The sequence below is a fragment of the Neptunomonas japonica DSM 18939 genome (assembly GCF_000422765.1).
Taxonomy (GTDB): domain Bacteria; phylum Pseudomonadota; class Gammaproteobacteria; order Pseudomonadales; family Balneatricaceae; genus Neptunomonas; species Neptunomonas japonica.
On the sequence record NZ_AUGR01000013.1, the window covers coordinates 131,983 to 152,990 of the forward strand.

Annotated in this window: 22 protein-coding genes, 1 other RNA gene and 1 pseudogene; 10 read left to right on the plus strand and 14 right to left on the minus strand. The window is 42.2% G+C overall.

The features are described 5' to 3' along the window. Positions 1-4 precede the first annotated feature (4 nt). The 3 genes from G511_RS0109305 to G511_RS0109315 form a co-directional block, all read right to left on the minus strand. A complete protein-coding gene (locus G511_RS0109305; RefSeq protein WP_169565750.1) occupies positions 5-946 on the minus strand; it encodes a ChaN family lipoprotein in 942 nt (313 codons plus the stop codon). A gap of 79 nt (positions 947-1,025) precedes the next feature. After that, a complete protein-coding gene (hpf, locus tag G511_RS0109310) occupies positions 1,026-1,400 on the minus strand; it encodes a ribosome hibernation-promoting factor, HPF/YfiA family (RefSeq protein ID WP_028469395.1) in 375 nt (124 codons plus the stop codon). Between the two features lie 156 nt (positions 1,401-1,556). Further along, positions 1,557-1,877 (minus strand): hypothetical protein, encoded by a 321-nt coding sequence (locus G511_RS0109315; protein WP_028469396.1) that lies wholly within the window; start codon positions 1,875-1,877, stop codon positions 1,557-1,559. A 129-nt stretch (positions 1,878-2,006) separates the two neighbouring features. Between G511_RS0109315 and G511_RS0109320 the strand changes: the two genes are divergently transcribed. Beyond that, entirely contained in the window at positions 2,007-2,480 is a 474-nt protein-coding gene (locus G511_RS0109320) for a DUF2947 domain-containing protein (protein ID WP_028469397.1), read from the plus strand. A gap of 70 nt (positions 2,481-2,550) precedes the next feature. Here G511_RS0109320 and G511_RS0109325 read toward each other — a convergent pair whose 3' ends face one another. Next, positions 2,551-2,922 carry a SpoIIAA family protein gene (locus G511_RS0109325; protein WP_028469398.1) on the minus strand — a complete coding sequence of 124 codons (372 nt, stop codon included), beginning with the start codon at positions 2,920-2,922 and terminating at the stop codon, positions 2,551-2,553. Between the two features lie 319 nt (positions 2,923-3,241). Between G511_RS0109325 and G511_RS22360 the strand changes: the two genes are divergently transcribed. Next, positions 3,242-4,144 (plus strand): DNA ligase, encoded by a 903-nt coding sequence (locus G511_RS22360; RefSeq protein ID WP_051221802.1) that lies wholly within the window; start codon positions 3,242-3,244, stop codon positions 4,142-4,144. Here G511_RS22360 and G511_RS0109335 read toward each other — a convergent pair. From G511_RS0109335 to G511_RS0109360, 6 genes are all read right to left on the minus strand, one after another. After that, complete coding sequence (locus G511_RS0109335) at positions 4,141-4,773, minus strand: DNA-J related domain-containing protein (protein ID WP_028469399.1); 633 nt, start codon at positions 4,771-4,773, stop codon at positions 4,141-4,143. The two genes, G511_RS22360 and G511_RS0109335, sit on opposite strands and share 4 nt — an antisense overlap. Positions 4,774-4,814: 41 nt before the next feature. Continuing rightward, the gene (locus G511_RS22365; RefSeq protein ID WP_036551759.1) at positions 4,815-6,542 is read right to left on the minus strand and encodes a diguanylate cyclase; all 1,728 of its coding nucleotides are present in this window, start codon (positions 6,540-6,542) and stop codon (positions 4,815-4,817) included. Between the two features lie 172 nt (positions 6,543-6,714). Continuing rightward, a complete protein-coding gene (locus tag G511_RS0109345) occupies positions 6,715-8,817 on the minus strand; it encodes a patatin-like phospholipase family protein (RefSeq protein ID WP_028469400.1) in 2,103 nt (700 codons plus the stop codon). Positions 8,818-8,929: 112 nt separating this feature from the next. Beyond that, complete coding sequence (locus G511_RS0109350) at positions 8,930-10,183, minus strand: cytochrome P450 (RefSeq protein WP_028469401.1); 1,254 nt, start codon at positions 10,181-10,183, stop codon at positions 8,930-8,932. A gap of 29 nt (positions 10,184-10,212) precedes the next feature. Continuing rightward, positions 10,213-12,276 carry a di-heme-cytochrome C peroxidase gene (locus G511_RS0109355; protein WP_036551760.1) on the minus strand — a complete coding sequence of 688 codons (2,064 nt, stop codon included), beginning with the start codon at positions 12,274-12,276 and terminating at the stop codon, positions 10,213-10,215. A gap of 180 nt (positions 12,277-12,456) precedes the next feature. Further along, the gene (locus G511_RS0109360) at positions 12,457-12,810 is read right to left on the minus strand and encodes a DUF1304 domain-containing protein (RefSeq protein WP_211224886.1); all 354 of its coding nucleotides are present in this window, start codon (positions 12,808-12,810) and stop codon (positions 12,457-12,459) included. 271 nt (positions 12,811-13,081) lie between these two features. On the opposite strand from G511_RS0109360, the gene G511_RS0109365 reads away from it, so the two are divergent. Further along, a complete protein-coding gene (locus G511_RS0109365; protein ID WP_028469404.1) occupies positions 13,082-13,579 on the plus strand; it encodes a DUF3465 domain-containing protein in 498 nt (165 codons plus the stop codon). A gap of 78 nt (positions 13,580-13,657) precedes the next feature. Beyond that, positions 13,658-14,131 (plus strand): peroxiredoxin, encoded by a 474-nt coding sequence (locus G511_RS0109370; protein WP_028469405.1) that lies wholly within the window; start codon positions 13,658-13,660, stop codon positions 14,129-14,131. Positions 14,132-14,224: 93 nt separating this feature from the next. On the opposite strand, the gene G511_RS0109375 is transcribed toward G511_RS0109370, so the two are convergent. Both G511_RS0109375 and G511_RS0109380 read right to left on the minus strand, forming a co-directional pair. Continuing rightward, positions 14,225-14,803 (minus strand): YceI family protein, encoded by a 579-nt coding sequence (locus G511_RS0109375; RefSeq protein WP_084629058.1) that lies wholly within the window; start codon positions 14,801-14,803, stop codon positions 14,225-14,227. After that, positions 14,800-15,369: a cytochrome b gene (locus G511_RS0109380; protein ID WP_028469407.1), complete on the minus strand. Its 570-nt coding sequence runs from the start codon at positions 15,367-15,369 to the stop codon at positions 14,800-14,802. The genes G511_RS0109375 and G511_RS0109380 overlap by 4 nt, the downstream gene beginning before the upstream one ends. 165 nt (positions 15,370-15,534) lie before the next feature. Here G511_RS0109380 and G511_RS0109385 point away from each other — a divergent pair, with 165 nt between their 5' ends. The 6 genes from G511_RS0109385 to G511_RS0109400 all read left to right on the plus strand — a co-directional run bounded on the left by G511_RS0109385 (position 15,535) and on the right by G511_RS0109400 (position 20,292). After that, positions 15,535-16,461, plus strand: coding sequence for a LysR family transcriptional regulator (locus tag G511_RS0109385; RefSeq protein WP_028469408.1), 927 nt, complete (start codon positions 15,535-15,537; stop codon positions 16,459-16,461). A 103-nt stretch (positions 16,462-16,564) separates the two neighbouring features. Continuing rightward, positions 16,565-16,661, plus strand: an RNA gene (gene ffs, locus G511_RS24205) — signal recognition particle sRNA small type. A 189-nt stretch (positions 16,662-16,850) separates the two neighbouring features. Further along, complete coding sequence (locus G511_RS0109390) at positions 16,851-17,396, plus strand: TnsA endonuclease N-terminal domain-containing protein (protein ID WP_211224887.1); 546 nt, start codon at positions 16,851-16,853, stop codon at positions 17,394-17,396. A gap of 2 nt (positions 17,397-17,398) precedes the next feature. Beyond that, complete coding sequence (locus G511_RS23820) at positions 17,399-17,851, plus strand: hypothetical protein (RefSeq protein ID WP_051221803.1); 453 nt, start codon at positions 17,399-17,401, stop codon at positions 17,849-17,851. Beyond that, a complete protein-coding gene (locus tag G511_RS22370) occupies positions 17,852-19,285 on the plus strand; it encodes a Mu transposase C-terminal domain-containing protein (RefSeq protein ID WP_051221805.1) in 1,434 nt (477 codons plus the stop codon). Next, positions 19,285-20,292: a TniB family NTP-binding protein gene (locus G511_RS0109400; RefSeq protein WP_028469410.1), complete on the plus strand. Its 1,008-nt coding sequence runs from the start codon at positions 19,285-19,287 to the stop codon at positions 20,290-20,292. The genes G511_RS22370 and G511_RS0109400 overlap by 1 nt, the downstream gene beginning before the upstream one ends. 24 nt (positions 20,293-20,316) lie before the next feature. Here the strand turns inward: G511_RS0109400 and G511_RS24940 are convergent, their stop codons facing one another. Together G511_RS24940 and G511_RS24210 are read right to left on the minus strand one after the other, a co-directional pair. Beyond that, entirely contained in the window at positions 20,317-20,520 is a 204-nt protein-coding gene (locus G511_RS24940) for a hypothetical protein (RefSeq protein ID WP_028469411.1), read from the minus strand. A 284-nt stretch (positions 20,521-20,804) separates the two neighbouring features. Then, positions 20,805-20,985, minus strand: a pseudogene (locus G511_RS24210) (transposase domain-containing protein); the annotation flags it as partial. Positions 20,986-21,008 lie beyond the last annotated feature (23 nt).

The following is a 21,008-nucleotide window of genomic DNA, read 5'->3' on the forward strand; positions in this document are numbered from 1 at the left end:
AGTTTTATGGCTTATGCTTTTCGCGAAGGCTTTCGCAGTAGTCTTTATCTACTTGCTTTGGCGTAAACCAGATGTAATCAGCCTCACTTAGTGAGACGTAATCTTCTGGCTGAGATTGATTTGTTCTAACTTCTGCTAGCAATACTGTTTTTGTGGTTTGCTTTGTCACTTGGCGCAGGTGTAACGGTACGCCCATATTTTTTTGTGTATGAAAGCTTCCAGCGATAAGAATGGTAGGCTCTTGGTTTGTTAGCATTGCATTGGACATACTGGCATCGCGTGCTAGTTGAATTGTCATCATCGGTGCTAGTTTTGCTTTTGACATGAGTTGGCAGTGGCTTTCGAATACCTGATTTAAGATCTGTTTTTTAGCGACTTCTGGGATGTTTTTAAGAGTCTTAAAGGGAGTTTCGTTGAATAAAGTATCATTATTTTTTTGCTGATAAATTTGCTTTATTGTGGCCCGATTTATATTCCCAGCACTAATGTTAGCGCCTTTAGAAAGACTGCGTTGAATCAATGGAGCGTAATCTTTCCAAGGCCAACTTTTATCATTCCAAGCAAGTTTTGTATGTATTTGTGATTTGCTGTCAGTTGGTGTCAGTAATGCGATTTTGCTTTGCTGCTTATCGGTGAGCATTTCGAATACAACGTGTGTGTGGGGTTTGTTGAGCAGTGATTCGAGCAGCTGTAACTCAAGTCGATGATGGTCTTCATTGTCATGCTTTTCGCCGATCAATACATAGCGAGATTTTTGTAAGTCGGTTATTAACGCCTTTTCTGTAATGAATGCTTTATCATCTAAGCTATAGATTTTTCCTACAAGAGAGTGATTTTGTAGAAGAGGAGCAGACCACTCAGAATTAGCTTGGCTGAACAGGGGTGTTAAAAATAAGAAAAATGCTACACATTGAAAAAGGTGTGTTTTGGTGGTTTTTTTAAGCATATTAAGCTCGTTTATGCAGCTTATTAGACACATTAAAAAAGGCCCCTCAGGGCCTTTAGTATCTAATAATGGGTTACTTTCAGGCCTGATAGACCTCTTCATCATCGTCGATATCATCATCGTTGACGGATTCTTCACCAATTAAAGTAGTATGTTTAGGTGTGCCTTTTTTATGCACCTGTTTGTCGTGTAGTTTGGCTAGCTGACGATCTATTTTTTGAGCGAGTGCATCTAATGCAACAAAAAGATTATCATCAGATGCTTTAGCGTTAATTTCTCTGCCAGCAGCGTGTAGAGTGGCTTCAACCTCTTCCAGGCGGTCTGTTTTATCAAGAGTGACCTGAGCACTAGAAATAACATCGTAACGTTCTTGGCTGTGTTCTAACCAAGATTCAATTTTTTCGCGAAGAGCTGGTGAAACTTTATCATGGCGGTTAGTGATGTTGATGATCATATAATTTCCTTACTACGTAAATTGCAACAACCAAAGGCTGCGTATAAATCAACATTGAAAACGTAACTTACCGGGGTCCTTTTTCTTTAGTATTTATGAACTTTGTGGATTCACTATAGCTCTGATTTTACAAAAAAGGAAAGAGATTTTTTAGCTTTATTCTTCGACCCACACTTCACGTACAGGTTCGCCAAAATCATCGTAGATTATTTTCTTTCTTGGGCGTTTAGAATGAACTAAAGTTGGTTTTTCAACTTTAGAACGCCGCCGAGAATCGATTGCACTGAGTGCTTCAGGCACAGGCGTACGTTCTTGTTTTGGATGTCCAAAAACAAAGCTATTGCGGTGGTAGGCGCCATCTTCTAAGCCACTGGCTCCACTGTCGACTTCTTTAACTTTACCGCCATTCTTTAAAAATGCTTGAACCTGATCTTCAAGCTCTTGGCGGGTTTGTGCTTTGGTTGGGCGTTTATTCATGGAGCACATTATGCCTGATCGCGTTGTGTGATGTAATGTCTTGGAGAGATAAGCGTGTAAGAGTACACAGGTGTGTCTTACATCGCTAGCCGGTATACTCTGCTTATATTGTTTGAGTAGAGTTGGAAGATGAATTATACCCCTATAAATGAGTACCGTTATCTATGGTTTTATCAGCATAAAGATATGCCAGTTCCTGAAGATGACCTTGTCCAGATCAAGCCGTTGAGCAGTGCGCGTGCAAGCGAGATTTGGGCGCTGAACATTAGTACAGACAGCTTAGATGCAAGTGCATTAGCAAAAGATGATTGGGCAAGTAAAGCGGATACTTGGTTAGAGAAAGGTTTTTGGCAAGGGGCATGGGATAGTGACGTTGAAGCCTTGCCTGAGGTGCTTGCAGAGTTTATTCAATGGGAAGGAAGCAGCATTGTGTATTTTTGTTATGCGGGTGAGCATATCGTTGAAACGACATGGGATGTCTTTAGAAGACATTGGAAAAATTTTTTATTTTTAGATGATGGGCCGCTACTGATTGGCAAAAAACGCAAAGAGGCTGTGCAGTTTCAGCAAAATGGTTCTTTTGCTGTGGGTAAGCGCCCTTAAGCAAGATAAGTTGCATCGTCGCTAAATCGTTATGTGAATATTTACGATTTAGCGGCGATGGCTATCTGTTTTAAGCCTTTGCGTCATCTACCCAATGTAATGCTTGAAGAAACTGACGCTCTTCAAAGTGCTGAGTTTCGCCCTTAATTAAATTGTTACCTAACTTTGTTGCCCACTCTATCCAGTCAGGGCCTCCAACAAGGGCTACACGTAAAAAATCTTCAGTATGTGAAAGACCTAGTTTCGCATCTTCCCATATGGCGCCTGCTTCCATGCCGGTAAAGGATGGATCAAGATAAATGACGACACGTAATGGTCCATAAGTGGGTAGCTTTTCTTCAATTAGTGGAACCAGAACATCTTTATAGTCGTCAGCCGTCAGTGAATCTGATGCTTGAACAACAATTAGGTCTCCAGCCGTGTCAGGCAAAATGGATAGCATAGGTAGTCTCTACATTGTTGGGATCTATTTTACAGTGTATTTTGCGCCAAAAAACTATCAAGAAACAGCTTAAACAGTAAATCACTGTGGTTTTGATAGTAATTCATTGAAGCATTTTTTTAGCAAACCATGTCACTTTCAAGTAGTCCTCGCTCTGTTTTATTGTACGTGGCCGAGCCAGAGCAAAAAACTAAATCTGTATTATAGTTAAATAAGACAGTCTTATAGGATAATTAAAGAAGGTCGCTAGATAAAATAGTTCAGTAAGAAAGAAGCGAGTGTCGTTTCTTCAGTCGGATTAATAACCAAGGATGGTTTTATGAATTCCCCTTTTATTAAGCATGTTGCAAAGCTGCGCTGCGCCTCTCATGTTTTATCATCAATAACGTGTTTTGCGTTAAGTACTTATGCCTTGCAAGTAAATGCCACTGATTTAAATGCTTTACCACCGTTACAATTGGCAGAAAGCCTTGATCATGCAAACTTACAGGTTGATTTAAATGGTTACTGGTATGCTGAAAAATTAGATGGGGTCCGCGGTTATTGGGATGGGAAACGCCTATTAACCCGTCAGGGCAACCTTATTCATGCCCCCGAATGGTTTATACAGTCTTTGCCAAATATAGCAATGGAGGGTGAGCTATGGATTGGCAGGCAACAATTTGATCGAGTTTCTGGCATAGCAAGACAACATAAAGCAACGGACTTAGACTGGCGCTCTGTTAGCTTCTATCTATTCGATTTGCCGCACTATCCAGGGACTTTCGAGCAGCGCAGAACTGTATTGGAGGAATGGGTTAATTCTATTAATGAGTCACACATTAACGCCGTTGCAGTCTCTGCTTTTAAGTCACAAATAGCACTTGAAGAGCAGCTATTGAGCTGGACCAAAAAAGGGGCTGAAGGAATCATGCTTTATCGGGGAGCTGGGCTGTACCAAGCTAAGCGTACTTATGACCTGCTTAAGTTGAAAAGTTATGAAGATGCTGAGGCTCGTGTAATTGAAATACTACCAGGTAAAGGCAAGTATCAAGGAATGTTAGGGGCTTTACTGGTTGAGGATAGTAATGGAGTAAGGTTTAGAGTAGGCAGTGGTTTCAGTGATGCAGAACGAAAAACACCACCAGAAGTTGGCAGTGTAATCACCTATCGTTTTAATGGAAAAACCCGTTACGGCAAGCCTAGGTTTGCTCGCTTTGAGCGTATTCGTAATGACTTTTAACGTACCGGCAATAAAATTTCGTAAGCTTCACGAATAGCAATAAAGCTATCCGGGTCACCACCTTTATCGGGGTGGTGTTTGGCAGCTAATAAGCGAAATTGTTGCTTGATGGTTGCAGGGGAAGGGACATTATCGGATATCTCTAATGTGTTCAGAGCTGTTACACGTTGCTCGGGGTTTAAAAAACGCTCCCAGAAGCTGTTTAATAACTGTTTCACAGAGGCTTCATCGGCACTGTTGTAGTGAGACCAATCCAAGTAATAAGACCTGAGTGCTTCATTCCTACTTTGTTCGGGTAGTGTTTCTTTGATGTTGTTCGCTGTGCTGCCTTCTAACCTAGTGTGGGCCGTACTTTTTATCTGGTTTGTTTCAACACGGCCTGTGTCAAGGTGAATGCGCAGCGCTGAAATCTCAAGATATAAAGTCTCTTCTTCCCAAAGTGAAACCTGTAGTTGATAAAGCGCATTCATCGTTAAAAAATGTTTCTGAAACAGAGCAACATCGAGGTTGCTATCAAGTGCGTCAAAAAGACCTGCAGACTCAATGGCTTGAATTAATGTGTATTCGTTAAACCCCTGTGGGTACTTTCTGAGCGTGGCTAAAATAATAGCTGTAATAGGGTTATGCATATTTTTCCGTTTAACATTGCTATCAATATTTATTTAGATATTTAGCAAGAAGTGGCCCGCCGGTCTTTTATTGTTATTTGAAAGCACTCGGTGCGGTTACGGCCATTTTCTTTTGCGTAATAAAGTGCTTGATCAGCTGCTTCAAATAACTGGTGATGCGAGGCGAAGTTATTGTCTTCATATGTAGCCACACCAACACTTACTGTTAAGTTGTGTTGCTGAGCGTTGTCGCTTTCGATTTTAGACCGAATGCGTTCGCCTATGGTATGTGCTTGCTCGGCTGAGGTGTTGGGTAGTATGACTGCGAACTCTTCACCGCCATAGCGGTTCGGAATGGTATTTTTGCGTGCGGTACTTTGCAGTTTCTTACCAACAAATTTTAGTGCCTCATCTCCTTGCTTATGACCATATTTATCATTGTATTGTTTGAAGTTATCGACGTCGATAATCAATAACGACAACAGGCCTTCTTTATGGTTTTGCATGTTATCAAACTCCTTGGAGAAGCGCTCGTCAAAAGACCTTCGGTTGGGCAGGCTAGTTAGGGAGTCCATATAACTGCCTTTTTTATACTCGTTAACTTTGCTGCTCATGGCTAACGATAGTAAAACCATTTCTATTAAAGACCCAATTTGTTGCCCATTTTGAGTCCATGTATTGTGTGGCAATATCCCAAAAGATTTGAGCATATAAACAAAAATACCAATTAATAGAGTGCTCCATGCTACGAGATAATACCTGGCTGGTTTTGACCCTCTAGAAAAAGCGATGAAGCCCATAGTTATTAACTGGATCGTGCACAAAATGGTAATGATCGACATTGGGATAATGATTAATCGATAGGGCACAAATGGAGAGATAAGCAGAGGTATTACGTTGACTATGATTAGACCAGAAGTGATGTGGTTTGATATTGGTGAAATATCTTTGATTGATAGTATTGAGCGGGAAAATTGTAACGACCAGATCAAAGAGAGTGATAGCAAAATAATTAAACTTTGATTCGCCAGCCAAGGGTTTTCAGGCCAGAAATACTGGAAAGCTAAGCCATTCATCACAGCAAAAAACAGTCCGTAACTAGCGAGGTAAAGCAGGTAATAGATGAATGTTCGGTCTTTTATAGCGATAAACAGTAACAGATTGTAAAACACCAGAATAATAAAGCCGCCATAGTAGATGCCTGTGATCAGGTGGTTACTACTGACCGTATCGAAGAGACTTATTTCAGATTGTAAATCAAGACCGATGTTCATTGGCCCGCTCGATTCAAAGCGCATGAAAATGGTTGTTTCAGCGTTAGAGGGCAAATCAACAGGGAATAGGAATTCCATAAAGTTGATAGGGCGAGTAGCGAACTCTCTACGGTCCCCTGTTGAATAGCTAAGCCAAATACTATCGTTCTGCTGGCTATGAAAATCTACGTAGTCTATTAATGGATAGTTTTGTCGAACAGTTACTCTTTGTGCTTTGTCATTGTTATTCACTATCCGTAGCTTTACCCACCATGCCGAATCACTAAACCCAAAGTTTGCTGCTTTGTTTAGAGGCTTAAATTGTTGTGCCGCTGCTGGTTTTGAAAAATCTTCATATGTTAGTTTCTTAGTGGCATCTTCATATATATTAATAAACGGCGTTAGATCTATGGCCGAGTCCATGGTGTTAACGGTCAGTACTTTTTCGGTTTGGTCGGCCAGTGCCGAATTTACAAATGAGTTAATCACGAGTAACACAATGGTTAGCTTAAAAATGCTAGGGAAGCTCTTAATCATATTTGCCCTTTGACTACTCAAAAATAATGACGGTTAAATAATTGGATGCTTTTTGCTATTGGCTTTTTTGAAACTTAAAGCGCTACTTTTCATCAATTTTCATGATGTAGTGTAGAACAGTTTCAACCCCTACTTTCTGTATGGGGTTGAATGCATTCCCGCTTTGGCAGCGTTACAGTAAGTCTTTTACTTTATTATCATTTAACATCTGCCAGCCTAGGTAGTAGCCTAGTTCACGGTATGCTTCAAACTGCTGCTCTGTAAAAAACTGATCGACAGTGGATTGGTGAGGAAAGGTAGGGTGGAGCCTTTTATAGCTGAGAACATCAGGACTAAGCCCATCGATCAGGGTTGGTTTGATGTAAATTAAGTGGCCTATTTTTCTCTCTTCATCGTTGTCTTCTTTTGGGTATTCAATTTTCGCAATAGCAAAGCAGCGTTCAGCAAAGTGGTAATGCTGTTTGTTTGTTTCACTCTGTTCTGTATCAGAGCCTGGAGTGATTGCCTCAAAAGGGTAGTCATCTAGAAAAATGGTATTAATACCAAAATCAACACGCGCTTTTTCTATGGCATTAGCTAGGTCGCTAAATTGATATTGTGCATCGGCGCCAGCATCGGTCACAACGATAATATCGAGGCGTCGTCTAAATAACTCATAAATAGCAAGATTCTCAAAATGACCGCCGTCAGAAAGTTCTACCGCACGGTCATTTTCGTTCAGCCCGCTGTTAAGTGAGACACCACCCTTTATACCGGGGTATATATAGTTTGGTGGAAGCCAGCTCTTATCAGTTTTTGGGTTATCTGCCCAAAAGCCAAGTCGTAAGTTGAGCAGGGACATTAATGTAGAAACAAACTGATTAGTGGTAATACCTTTACCGGCTACACCCGCATTGGGGTTAGCGGCAGCGCCTGAGATTGCCATTGCTGTGGGAAGAGTGACGCCACTACGAAAAGTGTTATACATATATGCTTTGGTTTGGCGCCAGCCCGTAGCATCACTGCCGCTATAAAGAGGTGATATGGTAAAACTATCGCCTTTTCTTCCTCGGTACTTTGCATTGTGAGAATCTGTTAGTACGATATTGCAGTTGATTAAATGATAGGGTCGCTGGTTCGGAGCCTGACACATATTTTGGACTTTGCCTGTGTTTGCCTTGAGTGCTAGTCCCCAATGTCCGGTCTTTAAACTCTCAGGATCAGGCATAAAGGTTTCCATCAAGCGGTTACGATACATGTAATTCAGGCCAAAAAAGTTCACATTGCAGACTAAACCGAAAAGTAGTGAGCCCGCAGCAATGGAGTAAACCCAGTCTTCACAGTGCAGATTAACGTAGAGGGCCGCAACATAGGCGCCATAGAGCATGCCAAATAATAAGAGCATTGCGCCAATAATAATTTGAAATGAGGACGTTCCTTGAGCTGTCGAGTTCATTTGTTTGCGCCGATAACACAAGATCAATATCGCACCAAAAAGCATGGCGAGTGAGGCAGTACTTGCCCCTGCAATATTAGAGGCAGTGTCTGATTCCTCTTCCACGGCCATTACTAGTTTGGCGATGATTGAGACATTGTCGTGTATGTACGGCATTGAACCGATGACGAGTAACAGAATCATTATATTGATTAACCGGCCTAACCATTTTTGTATAAAAACGGAAAATTGATATCGGGTGCCTTTAAAAAATGAGTAAAGAGAATAGAACGTTGATGTAGCGACCCACAGAGTAGCAAGTACACCAAGTGCATACAGGCAGCCAGTAAATAGCTTTTTCTCAGGTACGGCGTACAAGGCAATACTCATGATGCTTGTTGCCAGGGAAAAATAGATAGCTAATGAAACCAGCATTGTTCTTAAAAGGGTGGCTATCAGGGACTGGGAGCTTAAGCCGTGTCCTGGGATTAAATAATTACCGTGTTGTCGGATAAAGTCGAGAATGGCATTTTTGCTATTCCGTTTGCCTCCTTCTCGTTTTCTACCAAAAGGGAAGTTATCAGGTCGGGTTCCATAGTGTTCGCCACTATCGTCTTTTTGGCTGAGAAACCAGGTAAGAGAAGCTCCTAGGTATCCACCACCAGAGACAGTGGATAGGTAGTCCATTTTTTCCAGCTGTTTATCAGAGACCAAGGACTGTAAAACCCCCATAGCAAATGAAGCTGAACGAATTCCTCCGCCCGAGAATGATAACCCCATTCGTTTTTGGTCTGGTTCTTTACCAATATGCGCCGATTCTTGATTGAGGATGTCATTGATGTTTTTAGTATATGGCGCCATATTTTTTAGATCTCGTTCTCAGTAGTGAGAAAGTAGCCCTGAAACGTCCTGTTTTTAGGGCTATGTATGTGAAGAAGGTTTACTTAAATCTTTTGTAATGTACTAACGCTATCTAATTAATAGAGTCGAACTCGATAGAATAGCTCTCAGGAAATGGACCTCCTTTAAAGTCCATCATCGACACTGGTCGAACATTGGGTAGTTTCAATATGCGTTTAACAATCTCGGGAATCTGTACTCGGCTGAGTTGATCACCAAGACAGGTATGCATACCATGTCCCATATGTAGGTAATGATAGGCTGGTCTGTCGATGCAAAATTGTGAGGCCGCTGGAATTTGCTGGCCGTCTCGCATTGCGGAGCGAGTTGAGACGAATACTAATGAACCTGCTTTTATAGTGGCGCTTCGTAATGTGCCGCTCGCAATTTTATAGTCACGAACACAACGACGAACCACAAAAGGGTTTATAGGGTTAAAACGCAAAGCTTCCCAACAGTATTGATAGAGAAGGTGGTTGTCGTCAGTTTTTGCTGCCGCGATAGCTTGCTCTAATACCTTTGGACGTTGAAACAGCTGATCCAGAATTTGTACAACCGCTTGTGAAGTGGTTTCTACCCCTCCGACTAAAGTACCCATGATATTGGCCATGATTCGCTCATCGTCAAAGTGAATCGCTTCAGGGAAGTGTGATTTTAGTAAGCGTGACAAGATGTCATCCATTTCTGGGTTTTTCAGTAGTGCCTCGCGCCGTTCTGGTATCAATGTACGTAGGTAGGCTTTCATCTCATGACCTGCATCGATATTGTTCTGATGTATCACTGGGTCATTATCTAAGTTATGAAACATGTCTAGTTGGGTCGCTAGTGACCAACGGAACATGGATTCCATATCAGGGCCTGGAAAGCCAAAGTACTCACCGGTTAACTTCAGTGGAACCCATCGAGAAACTGTATTAACGACTTCAATCTTTTGATTTTGTATTTGTCTCTCGACCGCTTCATTCACTAAATAGGCGACTTTTTGTCGGATCAAAGGCAGGTCTTCACGTTGCATAAGGGATTTCATAATCCCTTTGTCGCGTTGATTAATGGTGGTGCAGTCGCGACCCAGCATAAAGGGACCAACGCAAGGGTCGATCATTGGGCCGTAGGTTACATTGAATATGTCTGGAAGGTTTAAAGCTTCTTGAACGTCGTTAAATCGGGTAATAAAAACCGGGCCATTGCTTGGCATTACTAAGTTTGGTCGCGTATTTCTTATAACCCCGAAAAGTAAATCCGGCTTATTTTCGATCATATAGCCAAGAAGCCTAGCGACTAATCCTTTTTTTTGTGGGCTCTTTGCTTGTGTATCAGTCGTTGTCATTTTTACAGCCTGTATTTTCGTAAAGCAGATTAAAGGGTTTTGAGATATTCGATTAACGCAAGACGTTCTTCGAGCGTAAACTCAGGTCCAATGACCCCTTTTTCTTGCTGATCCCAGCCTTTACTATTGTTCCAGACACTTGAAAACTCATGCCCTCTATTGCTGTTGCCAGGTACCGCTGTATCGAGAATGAAAAAACCTTCGCGGTTGTATTTCTCTCCTTTATGTTTTTGTGAGTTTTTACTTTGTTTGATGCCAACTTTTAGCGGGTCAAATGCAATATTACCGAGTTGCACTAATTTTGGTCTTTCATTGGGTGGTGAAAGTAAATCCATCAATGAAGGTATTGAGCCATTGTGTAAAAAGGGCGCAGTAGCCCAGATGCCGTTTAAGGGTCTGGCTTTGTAGCCGCCGCTGACTCTCAAACAGTTTGGACGACCTTTGGTGTAATAAGCTTGATCCTGCTCTGCAATGTAGTTTTCTTCAAACCAGGCTTCATTAGCTTGTTGAACTATGCCACCCAGAGCTAGCCCAAAATTAATACTTGATCCATCGCTGATAGGAACATTAACTAGCTGCTCTTTTTTATACTCACTTTTTTTAGTGTCCAATGAGAAGGTAGGCAGCGTGGGTGCTGGAGCGCAAATGTCAGTATCAATACCCATTCCTTTTGTGCCTGTTAAGGTGTCAGTACCACTATTACCAGCAGTATTAACTGTTCTATTTGCAATAACATTTCCTTGAGCGGGATCTGTTCCAATCTGATCGTGAGGGATGAGCTTCAAGTTAAGTACTGAGTCAGATGTTTGCTGTTTTACGCCATCGACAACGTACTTAATGGGTGCCATGTATTTTGGTTGCCAGATTTCTTCGGAGCTTATAGGTACTAAGTGGCAGCCTTGGCAAACTTGTTGATAAAGCTTTGCACCATGTGCTGCTTTCTTCTGGTCAATTGCCGGGAAACTGTCAGGCCATTTAGGTGATAGTAATCCAGTGAATTCGCGCTTTGGAAGTGGAGCATCACCACTGAGTGCCTGCTCTATCCACCACAGATTATTGATCGGGATGGTAGAAGAGAATCTTTTTTCACCTTTGGGTGAGCTGGTATCTATATTGGCATTAACACCCATTGCTTCACCGGTATTACGCACAAGAGGTTGCATGATAGAACCGTCATATTGAACCCAATTAAACCAGGAGGCGGTCCATATATGCGGGTAGGTGACGGGGGCATCAATGGCAACATAGTTTTCGTAGCGTTGTGGATCTAAAGCAAAAACCTGATTGCCGATTCTGTTCAATGCATCTAATCGTGTATAGCCTTCAACTATATCTACTGCATTAGGTGTGCTTGCTAATTGGGCTATCAGACCTTCTAGTTCTTGGCTAAGGCTTAAGACATTAGCGTCATTGTAAGCGTCATCTTTTAGAACGTTTTTGGCAAAGCGCTCGAAGCGGCCATTAAAAACAGGGAGTTTAGAAGAGACCAATGTTTGGCCCAGCGCTGCTCCAAGTGCTTGAGTTAACTGCCCAAGATCGGTTGCAGCAGGCCCTCCTTCAATAACATATTCCGTATCCCTATATGTAAGATGGGCGGTATGACAGGCTGCACAGTTAAATCCAACAGCTGTTGTTGGGCTCTTTATACCAGGCAGTGTTTGGTAAGGGGTACTGGCAATGCCAATAGGCAGGCCATGAGGGTTTAAATCGTTGATTTGTCCTTCAATAAAGCCAAACCTTAATAGGTATTCGTTATCTGTGAATTTCCCTTGTGAAGTAAAGGGGGAAAGAAATACATTACTTGCAGGCTCTTCAAGAGCCAATAGCCAGCTCAGCGGTATCGGTAGGGTTCGAGTGCCCTGGCTTATATGGTGATATTTTTTTGAAACGGCTTGATCCCAGTTTTGGTCAAGCCATACACGATTTGACGTCTTGGGTACTTGCGGCAAATGAGGAGGTGTTAATCCCTGAATGACCGAGCCAATTTTGGGGCCGGTGATAAAGCTAAGAAATAAAATGATACCAATAAAAACAACAAACCAGATGATTCTTGAAACCAACTGACGGCGTGTAGCCTGTTTGACGGTGCTCATGTATTACCCTTTCAATTTTTTATTTTTTCAACGATATCGACAAGTTACGCTGAGTTCTTTGAGAAACTGGCTTAGGAGAGTATAGACTAAAACGGTTGTTTTAAAGTCTGGGATTAAGTTTTTGTTAAGCAATGGGTGAAGCGCGGAGAGGGTAGTTATGGTTATTAGGGGAGGTGATAGCTACATGTTTAACAGCACAAGGGTCAGCCCTAATGCGGCTGGTGCTGCTTGAATAGCTATAATTCTGCGACTAGCGGTTGCTCCACCATATAGGCCAGCAATAACGATACAGCTTAGAAAGAACACCTTAACATCGGTACCATTGCTTCCAAGAATAAGCCCCCAAATAAGCCCTGCAGCTAAAAATCCGTTGTATAACCCTTGGTTTGCAGCCAGTATTTTTGTAGCACAGGCTTGCTCTTTTGTCTGCTTAAATACACGCAAGCCAGTCGGCTTATCCCAAAGAAACATCTCGAGCACTAAAAAATAAATGTGAAACAATGCAACGATACCTATAACAATATTAGCTAGCATGATCACAGATAATCCTTTTGGTTATTGGGTTTTCTTTCAGTTGCTGGGCTTAACAGTGCACGTGAAAATAGATATTCGCTATATATTACGTACTTATGTTTGTTCGGATTAATATAGCTCAATACTGAAATTTTTTATTACGAGGTAATAAAAAATGATGTGCTTGAATGTATTCAGCTTAAAGAAAGACGCTGTTGCTACATTACTGCAACATTGAGGGAAGGTACAATGAGTACATTTAACGTTAATAGTAATAATTAAGGATAAGTTTGTGAAAATACCCTTGAGCCCTAAGTTACGTATCCTGCTCATTATTGTGTTGGGTGTGGTGTGGGTTGCTAACGAATACAAGCCGGGCGGCCAGGCAAGCTCGGTAGCAACGTCAGCATCTCAGTCTAGAACATCTGCAGCGCGAACATCAAATGTAGAGAGTGGCTCGCAGAGTGATATCGCAGAAGCTTTTAGAAATAAGCAAAGTGATCTCATTGTCACAGAAAGCGGTAAAGTATTAAAAGTACTGCCCGATGATACAAAAGGTTCTAGGCATCAACGTATATTAGTTAAAGTTAGCTCGGGTAAAACGGTGCTTATTGCACATAATATTGACTTGGCACCTCGGCTTAACACGTTAAGATCAGGTGACACTATTCGCTTCAAAGGTGAGTATGAATGGAATGAAAAGGGCGGTGTAGTGCATTGGACGCACCATGATCCAGCTAAACGACATGTTGGTGGATGGATTGAATTCGATGGGCGTCGCTACGAATAAAGAAAGCCTTTAGGGATTGGCCCTGTTTGTTTGTGTAAAATCGGATTAAACTGAGTGCCTGACTTTGTGGAGATTATCATGATTCAATTAGGAAGCTCAATTCCAGCAGTACCTGTAACGCTGGTGACAAAGGACGGTCAGGATACTGTAACGGCAGATGCATTATTCGCCGGTAAAAAAGTAGTTTTGTTTGCTGTGCCGGGAGCCTTTACGCCAACATGCTCTGCGCATCATCTTCCAGGCTTTGTTGTACTGGCTGATGACATTAAAGCAAAAGGTGTAGACCTGATCGCGTGTATCTCAGTGAATGATGCATTTGTTATGCGTGCCTGGGGCGAACAGCAAAATGCTGAAGCAATTACTATGATTGCTGATGGTGCTGGTGCATTGACTAAAGCGCTAGGCTTAGAAATGGAAACTGGTGACTTTGGCGGATTACGTTCGCAGCGTTATGCCATGATTATTGATAACGGTGTTGTAAAACAGTTAAATGTTGAGGCGCCAAAGCAGTTTGAAGCAAGCAAGGCAGAAACCATTCTTGCTGCGCTGTAGTTTTTGACTATACAAACTAAAAAGGCACCTTTAATAGGTGCCTTTTTTATGCGCTGCTAATTATGAACTAGCAGTAAGTGTTTAATGGCTCGCTTATTGACGGATGCCTTCAACAGATAGGTTTAGATAGACGGTTTCAGATGCTGGGCCTAGGTTATAGTCGATACCAAAATCTTTAAGTTTAATCTCAGTTGAACCTTCAAAGCCTGCACGGAATCCGCCCCAAGGGTCATCACCTTGACCAATTTTGCTAACAGCTAGCACGACAGGCTTAGTTACACCGTGTAGAGTTAAGTCACCTGTCATAGAAGCAGTGCCGTCACCATTATCGCTGTACTTCGTGCTAACAAATTTAGCTTTTGGAAACTCACTCACATCTAAGAAGTCACCACTGCGAAGATGCTTATCGCGCTCAGCATGGTTAGAGTCAAGGCTTGTTGTATCGATCTCTACAGATACCGTTGAATTATTAGGCTGAGCTTCGTCATAACTAAACTGGCCTTCAAATTTATTGAAACGACCATTCAACCAGCTATAGCCTAAATGCTGAATACGAAACTCGATAGCCGCGTGAGCGCCTTTTGTGTCAATAACATAATCAGCAGCGTATAGAGGTGAAGAAGCGAGTACTAAGCCACCGAGTGCAAGTGATGTTTTAAGCAATGTGTTCATGAATTCTCCTTGGTGCCCAACATTCTATTGAGTGTTGAGTCTTTATCGATTAGGTGATGTTTAAAGGCTGCAATGGCATGCAATGCCACTAATGAAATAAATAGAGTTGCAAGAATGAAATGGATCTCTCCAGCAACATCCTCTTGGTTTTCAACAAGTTCAGGTAAAGCTGGGACGCTAAACCAACCAAATACGCTAATGGCACGGCCATCCGCTGTAGAAATAAGATAACCAGAGATCAAAACAACCACTAATAACAGGTATAGCCCTGCGTGGCCTAACTTGGTTACTCGCTTGATCAAATCTGAGTGCGAAGCAATATGTGCGGGGCGAGGGTTAATAGCACGCCAGCTAAGACGAACAACCAGTGTAATAGCGAGTAAAATCCCGATGCTTTTATGCCAATTAGGAACAGTCCGATATTCAGGGTCATAATAAGTTAGGGAGTCGATATATAGGCCAAGTGGGTACATACCAATAATAGCTAAAGCCATGACCCAGTGAAGCCCGATAGTGCCCCAGCCATAGTGTGTTGTTTTATTACGAAAGTCTTTAATCAACGCCATGCGTTCCTCAATTGTATGGGTGCTCTGCCTTAAGTTAGGTCAGACTCAGCAAATTATATTTAGTTCTCAGTAATGCTAAATCTATTCTTCATAGCAGAACATTTTGATGGATACAGTGTAATAGCGCATAATGAATTCACCTAATGCATTGTGGTGATTATAAGTATGCGTAAAGTGAATTTAAGGTCAGTGGATCTCAATCTGTTAGTGGTGCTAGAGGCATTACTTGAAGAAAAGCAGGTTACAAAAGCAGCAGAGAAATTACATATGAGCCAACCGGCCGTGAGTAGAGCTTTGCAGCGGCTGAGAGACACTTTTGCAGACCCTCTCCTGGTTAGGAGTGTAGATGGCTATGATTTATCTGTGCGGGCGACTCAGATTGTGGGCGAGTTAAAAACAGTGCTGCTAAGTGTTAGCCAGATCATATCAGAGCCTGAATTTAGCCCAAAGACCTCAAAACAGATCGTTAAAATAGCCGGGCCTGATCTTGAAACAGCGTTGTATGTGCCGGATTTATTGGCAGTGATGAGCCAGCAAGCACCAGAAATGCAGGTTGAATTAGACTCTAGACCAGCGGATTACTTTGAAATGCTCTCAAGAGGGGATATTCACTTTGCGATATCGGGTGTTCCTCCTCAAATAGGCGAAGATCAATTTCATCGTGCACTTTTGGATGTTACCGACATCGCATTGATCATGGGGCAACATCACCCTTTAGCAAACCAGACAATCACATTAGATGAGTACTTGTCTGCACGCCATGCCTATATATCGATTACCGGGAAAGGGCCGGCTATGATGGATAGGCGGCTACGGGAGATGGGGAAAAAACGCAACACGGTGCTGCGCCTTAGTAGTTTTATGTCTGTTCCTGACTTTTGTGAGAAAACAGACTTGATATTCATGCTGCCTACCAACCTGATAAAGAAAATATCATTAGGTAGAGCCGTAGTGAGCCGTACACTTCCTGAAGAACTAATAGCAGAGCCGTTTCCTTTTTATCTTTATTGGCATGCAAGAGACCATTACGACCCCATGCATCGCTGGATAAAAGAAGCTGTATTGCAGCAAGCAGGACAGCACTCTGTATAGAATTTTAGAAAATTGCGAGATTGTTTTGCAATACAAAAACAGACTGGTATACTGCGCGCCTGTTCTACAAAGGAACAGAATGATAGGCCTGCTATGGTAACTCTGCCGGTCCTCTCGCAATGATAAATCGTTAACCTGGTCAGGCCTGGAAGGGAGCAGCCACAGCGATGGATTCATGTGCCGGGATGTGGCTGGTGGAGTTATCACCAATCCCCCCCCCTTTTTGTCGTTTGCACCGAAAGTCTGCATAAATTGAACAGAAGTCTGCATAAGTTATATTTTTGTAGTGAAACTACGAAGATGGTGGCAGTGCTATGTATCGACGTAACCTTAAACATTCCCGTGTAAAAAACCTTTTTAAGTTTGCCAGTCTTAAAATGGATAGCGTCATGACCGTTGAATCCGCCCTGGAGTTCGACACCTGCTTTCACTTTGAATATTCACCCGATGTTATTTCTTTCGAAGCTCAGCCAGAAGGCTTCTACTATGGTTTTTTGGGTAAAGAATTGCCCTATACGCCTGACTTCCTTGTAGTTGATAAAGTGCACGGAACACGTTTTATTGAAGTGAAGCCAATTGCTAAAGCAGCTAATTCTGAGTTTAGAGCAAAGTTTATATGTCGTCAGGAACGGGCGGCGGCACTGGGTATTCCGGTGATATTAGTGACTGAGCGCCAGATCCGCCTAAATCCTATTTTGAATAACCTTAAATTATTACATCGCTATGCAGGCCTCCAGTCATTTACGGATCTGCACTTTCTTATTTTAGAGTTGGTAAAAAAATCGGGTATCGTTAGTGTTCGTAACTTGATATCCAGCACTCGCGCTATGGAAGGTGATGTGCTTGCTTCCACGGTCACCTGGCTCTCTTTAGGGCGGTTGAAAACGGACTTATCATCTTCTGATTTAGGATTAGATTCATTGGTTTGGTGTTAGATATGGCCACGCCTGATTTGTTTTCAAATAGCGCTGGTTTATTTGAAGATGAATTTTCACAAAATACGCCAGACATCCCTCTTTTTGAAGACCCCCCTGCAAAAACATTTCCTCGTGATTTAGATACTTACTCTGATGATTTACGCGACGAAGCGCTTAGGCGCTTATCATATATTCAGTGGGTAAGTAAAAGATTGGAAGGGGGATGGACTGAGAAAAATCTAACGCCATTGTTACATGCGGCTGAAGACAAGTTACAAGTGCCGTTGCCTTCATGGCGCACGCTTGCTGGTTGGCGAAAGCTATATGTATCTTCAGGACGTTCTGTTGAAGCGCTAATTCCTAAACACCACAAGAAAGGTAGCCGTCTTGAAAAAAATACAGGAGATAAACTTTATTACTTGCAAGCGGTTAACCAAAAGTATTTACGCCCAGAACGTCCCTCAATCGCGTAAGTGTATGAATACTATAGAGACCTGATTACGCTAGCGAATAAAGGTGTTGTTGAAGGAAAAGTTATACCCGTCAGCCAGAGAGCATTTTATAATCGAATTAATAAGTTACCACCTTATGATGTCGCACTTAAACGCTATGATAAACAATATGCAGATCGAAAATTTCATCCGGTTGGCGCTCACATTGCCTTAACGCGAGTGATGGAAAGAGTTGAAATCGATCACACGCCCTTAGATCTTATTCTATTAGATGACAAACTGAATATTCCACTGGGTAGACCTTATTTAACCCTACTCATCGATGGCTACAGTCGTTGTGTCGTCGGCTTCTATCTTGGATATCGTGAACCTAGTTATGATTCAGTTTGTAAGGCGCTGTTAAATGCTTGTTTGGATAAAAGCTATGTCAAAAAAAAGTTTCCTCATGTCGTGCACTACTGGGAGTGTTCAGGAAAAATAGAAACATTGGTCGTTGATAATGGTGCAGAATTTTGGAGTAATAATTTAGAGCAGGTATGCCGAGTGGTTGGGATTGATATCCAATATAACCCGGTAGCTCATCCTTGGCTGAAGCCGCTGGTAGAAAGATTTTTTGGAATTATTAATACGAAGTTTCTTATTTCAATGCCAGGAAAAACGTTCTCTAAAATAGATGATTTAAAGGATTATGACCCTAAGAAAGACGCCGTTATTCACTTTTCAGCCTTCATGGATATGTTTTATAAGTGGATCATTGATGTTTACCACCGATCTGCTAACGCTCGCGAGACGCACATTCCTTATTTATCGTGGCAGAGAGGCGTTGTAGAACTCCCTCCTGCTCAATATACGGGAGAAACAGCGGAGCGGCTCATTATTGAATTAGGTCAAACTTTTGAGCTGATATTGCGAAAAGGAGGCTTACATCTTAAAGGGATTCGTTATGAAAATGATGAACTGGTGGAATACAGGCGAAGCACACCATTCCCAACAGGGGAAAAGAACTTAAAGCTCTTAGTGAAGCTAAACACTATGGATATGAGTTGTATCTATGTGTATCTGAAGGATCAAGATCGCTATATTAAAGTCCCTAGCGTAGATCCGGATAACTACACAAAAGGATTAACACTACTTCAGCACCAGACAAACATGAGGCTGGTTCGCCATCAAATTCGTAGCAACGTTAATCTCGAAAGCTTAGCTGAAGCCAGCCTGTATTTAAATGGGCGGGTAAAGTCAGAGGTAGATAATGCTCAAAGCAGGCCTAAGAGGCCGAATAAAAGTATCGGCGGTATGAAAAGCTTAGCCAAGCATCAAAATGTGGGTAGTGACTCGGTATCCTCGGTCGTTCCCAGTAAAGTGCCCGTGATTGAAAAAGTAGAAAAACAAAAGCCTGAATCTGATGGTTTACTCGATAACTGGGACGATATGGTTTCGGATTTGGATCCGTATTAATGAAAACTCTCAGCGAAGAGCAGAGAGCGGGCTTACTCGCGTTTAACGATTGCTTTGTTGAGCATCCGGCCCTAACAACCATCATCGAAGATTTTGAGCGCTTACGCTTTAACCGAACCCTGGGTGGAGAGCAGCAGAGTATGCTCCTAACAGGCGATACAGGTTCAGGAAAAACGCAGCTTATCAATCACTACAGTAAGCGTTTCTTTAGTCAGCAACGGCGTAACGTATTAACCAAGCCTATTCTGGTGAGTCGTATCCCGAGCAAGTTAACGCTTGAGCATACAATCATTCAGCTATTAATGGACTTAGGGCAGTTTGGAACAGAATACCGTACAGGACGTAGTCATGAGCTAGGGCTCACAGAGTCGCTCGTGCGATGTTTGCAGTTGTGTGAGACAGAACTGATTATTATTAACGAATTCCAGGAGTTGATTGAGTTTAAATCAGCGCAATATAAGCAGTTAATTGCTAATCGTCTTAAGTACATCAGTGAAGAAACTCAAATTCCCATTGTGCTGGTCGGTATGCCCTGGGCTGAATTGATAGCAGAAGAGCCGCAATGGGCTTCCCGATTGATTTGTAGGCGCCAAATACCCTACTTTAAATTGTCTCAAGGGCCGGAGGACTTTGTACGATTCTTAAAAGGTTTAGCTATACGAATGCCTTTTGATTTGCCGCCAAAGCTAGAAGAAAAACATACAACACTAGCGCTTTTTGCAGCCTGCAGAGGGGAGGTTCGTAAGCTAAAGCACTTATTGAATGAGGCTGTTAAAATGGCTCTATTTGATGGAGCTAACACTTTGGCCAAAGAACATCTCGCTAATGCCTATCAGCTTTTTTATCCAAGTATGTCGAATCCTTTCTTGCAAGCGATCAGTGATCTAAGGTTCACAGAGGTTGCGAGTTACTCGCGTTACGAACCGAATGCGCTTTCTGATGATGAGGCTCTCATTGCTACAAGATTTACGGATCAGATGTCGCTTACGCAGTTGTTGAAAAAGTAACAGGGTATTTGATGTTAAAGAAGATCATTCAACGATTTCACCATTACCTGGCCATTCTTTTCCTATCACTTTTGAAACTGAAATATTTCCTGACTCTACTAAAATAAAGGCATCTATACATATGAAGCCTGGTGCGTCTGATTCATGTTCATTTGATCTTAGCGCAAGTAATAAATTCTTATACCTTGCGATGAGGATATTGATAATGCACCTGGCGACAATACCCATGTTAAAGGATCATTTGAGTTAGATAAAAGCCGAGGTACAATTCAGTTCTCAGGTTATGCTGTTAAATCCGATGTTTTCCAAACTAACTTCAATAACACCCCTGTCTTATCGTTGAAGTTAAGGATACTTAAATACATAAATATCAAACAACCTAACAGGGTTACAACATCGTGGTCCTTTTTAGGACTACATGATCAACACTCACTCACTTATCAATATAATTAAAACTCCATTTATGCACCATGTCAGTTCCCTCAGAGCGCCTTTTCGTAAGCGGCCGGTTATCACACCTTGCTAATAACCGCTGGCGTCCAGTTGTGCGGTAGCAACTCACCAAAGGCATTTCTCGTCAACACATCTTTCAGGTAGGCATATGGATCGTGCCCATTCAGTTTTGCAGACGGGATATACGTCATCACCTCAGCCGCTCGTTGACCACTTCTCAGTGAACGCGAACAACCAGTTGGATAGTCAAACAGCCCTACCTC

What these genes read in the sequence shown, in the direction of transcription:
- G511_RS0109305 (WP_169565750.1), bottom strand. Translation starts at nt 946, where the DNA reads ATGCTTAAAAAAACCACCAAAACACACCTTTTTCAATGTGTAGCATTT.
- hpf (WP_028469395.1), bottom strand. Translation starts at nt 1,400, where the DNA reads ATGATCATCAACATCACTAACCGCCATGATAAAGTTTCACCAGCTCTT.
- G511_RS0109315 (WP_028469396.1), bottom strand. Translation starts at nt 1,877, where the DNA reads ATGAATAAACGCCCAACCAAAGCACAAACCCGCCAAGAGCTTGAAGAT.
- G511_RS0109320 (WP_028469397.1), top strand. Translation starts at nt 2,007, where the DNA reads ATGAATTATACCCCTATAAATGAGTACCGTTATCTATGGTTTTATCAG.
- G511_RS0109325 (WP_028469398.1), bottom strand. Translation starts at nt 2,922, where the DNA reads ATGCTATCCATTTTGCCTGACACGGCTGGAGACCTAATTGTTGTTCAA.
- G511_RS22360 (WP_051221802.1), top strand. Translation starts at nt 3,242, where the DNA reads ATGAATTCCCCTTTTATTAAGCATGTTGCAAAGCTGCGCTGCGCCTCT.
- G511_RS0109335 (WP_028469399.1), bottom strand. Translation starts at nt 4,773, where the DNA reads ATGCATAACCCTATTACAGCTATTATTTTAGCCACGCTCAGAAAGTAC.
- G511_RS22365 (WP_036551759.1), bottom strand. Translation starts at nt 6,542, where the DNA reads ATGATTAAGAGCTTCCCTAGCATTTTTAAGCTAACCATTGTGTTACTC.
- G511_RS0109345 (WP_028469400.1), bottom strand. Translation starts at nt 8,817, where the DNA reads ATGGCGCCATATACTAAAAACATCAATGACATCCTCAATCAAGAATCG.
- G511_RS0109350 (WP_028469401.1), bottom strand. Translation starts at nt 10,183, where the DNA reads ATGACAACGACTGATACACAAGCAAAGAGCCCACAAAAAAAAGGATTA.
- G511_RS0109355 (WP_036551760.1), bottom strand. Translation starts at nt 12,276, where the DNA reads ATGAGCACCGTCAAACAGGCTACACGCCGTCAGTTGGTTTCAAGAATC.
- G511_RS0109360 (WP_211224886.1), bottom strand. Translation starts at nt 12,810, where the DNA reads ATGCTAGCTAATATTGTTATAGGTATCGTTGCATTGTTTCACATTTAT.
- G511_RS0109370 (WP_028469405.1), top strand. Translation starts at nt 13,658, where the DNA reads ATGATTCAATTAGGAAGCTCAATTCCAGCAGTACCTGTAACGCTGGTG.
- G511_RS0109375 (WP_084629058.1), bottom strand. Translation starts at nt 14,803, where the DNA reads ATGAACACATTGCTTAAAACATCACTTGCACTCGGTGGCTTAGTACTC.
- G511_RS0109380 (WP_028469407.1), bottom strand. Translation starts at nt 15,369, where the DNA reads ATGGCGTTGATTAAAGACTTTCGTAATAAAACAACACACTATGGCTGG.
- G511_RS0109385 (WP_028469408.1), top strand. Translation starts at nt 15,535, where the DNA reads ATGCGTAAAGTGAATTTAAGGTCAGTGGATCTCAATCTGTTAGTGGTG.
- G511_RS0109390 (WP_211224887.1), top strand. Translation starts at nt 16,851, where the DNA reads ATGACCGTTGAATCCGCCCTGGAGTTCGACACCTGCTTTCACTTTGAA.
- G511_RS23820 (WP_051221803.1), top strand. Translation starts at nt 17,399, where the DNA reads ATGGCCACGCCTGATTTGTTTTCAAATAGCGCTGGTTTATTTGAAGAT.
- G511_RS0109400 (WP_028469410.1), top strand. Translation starts at nt 19,285, where the DNA reads ATGAAAACTCTCAGCGAAGAGCAGAGAGCGGGCTTACTCGCGTTTAAC.
- G511_RS24940 (WP_028469411.1), bottom strand. Translation starts at nt 20,520, where the DNA reads ATGGGTATTGTCGCCAGGTGCATTATCAATATCCTCATCGCAAGGTAT.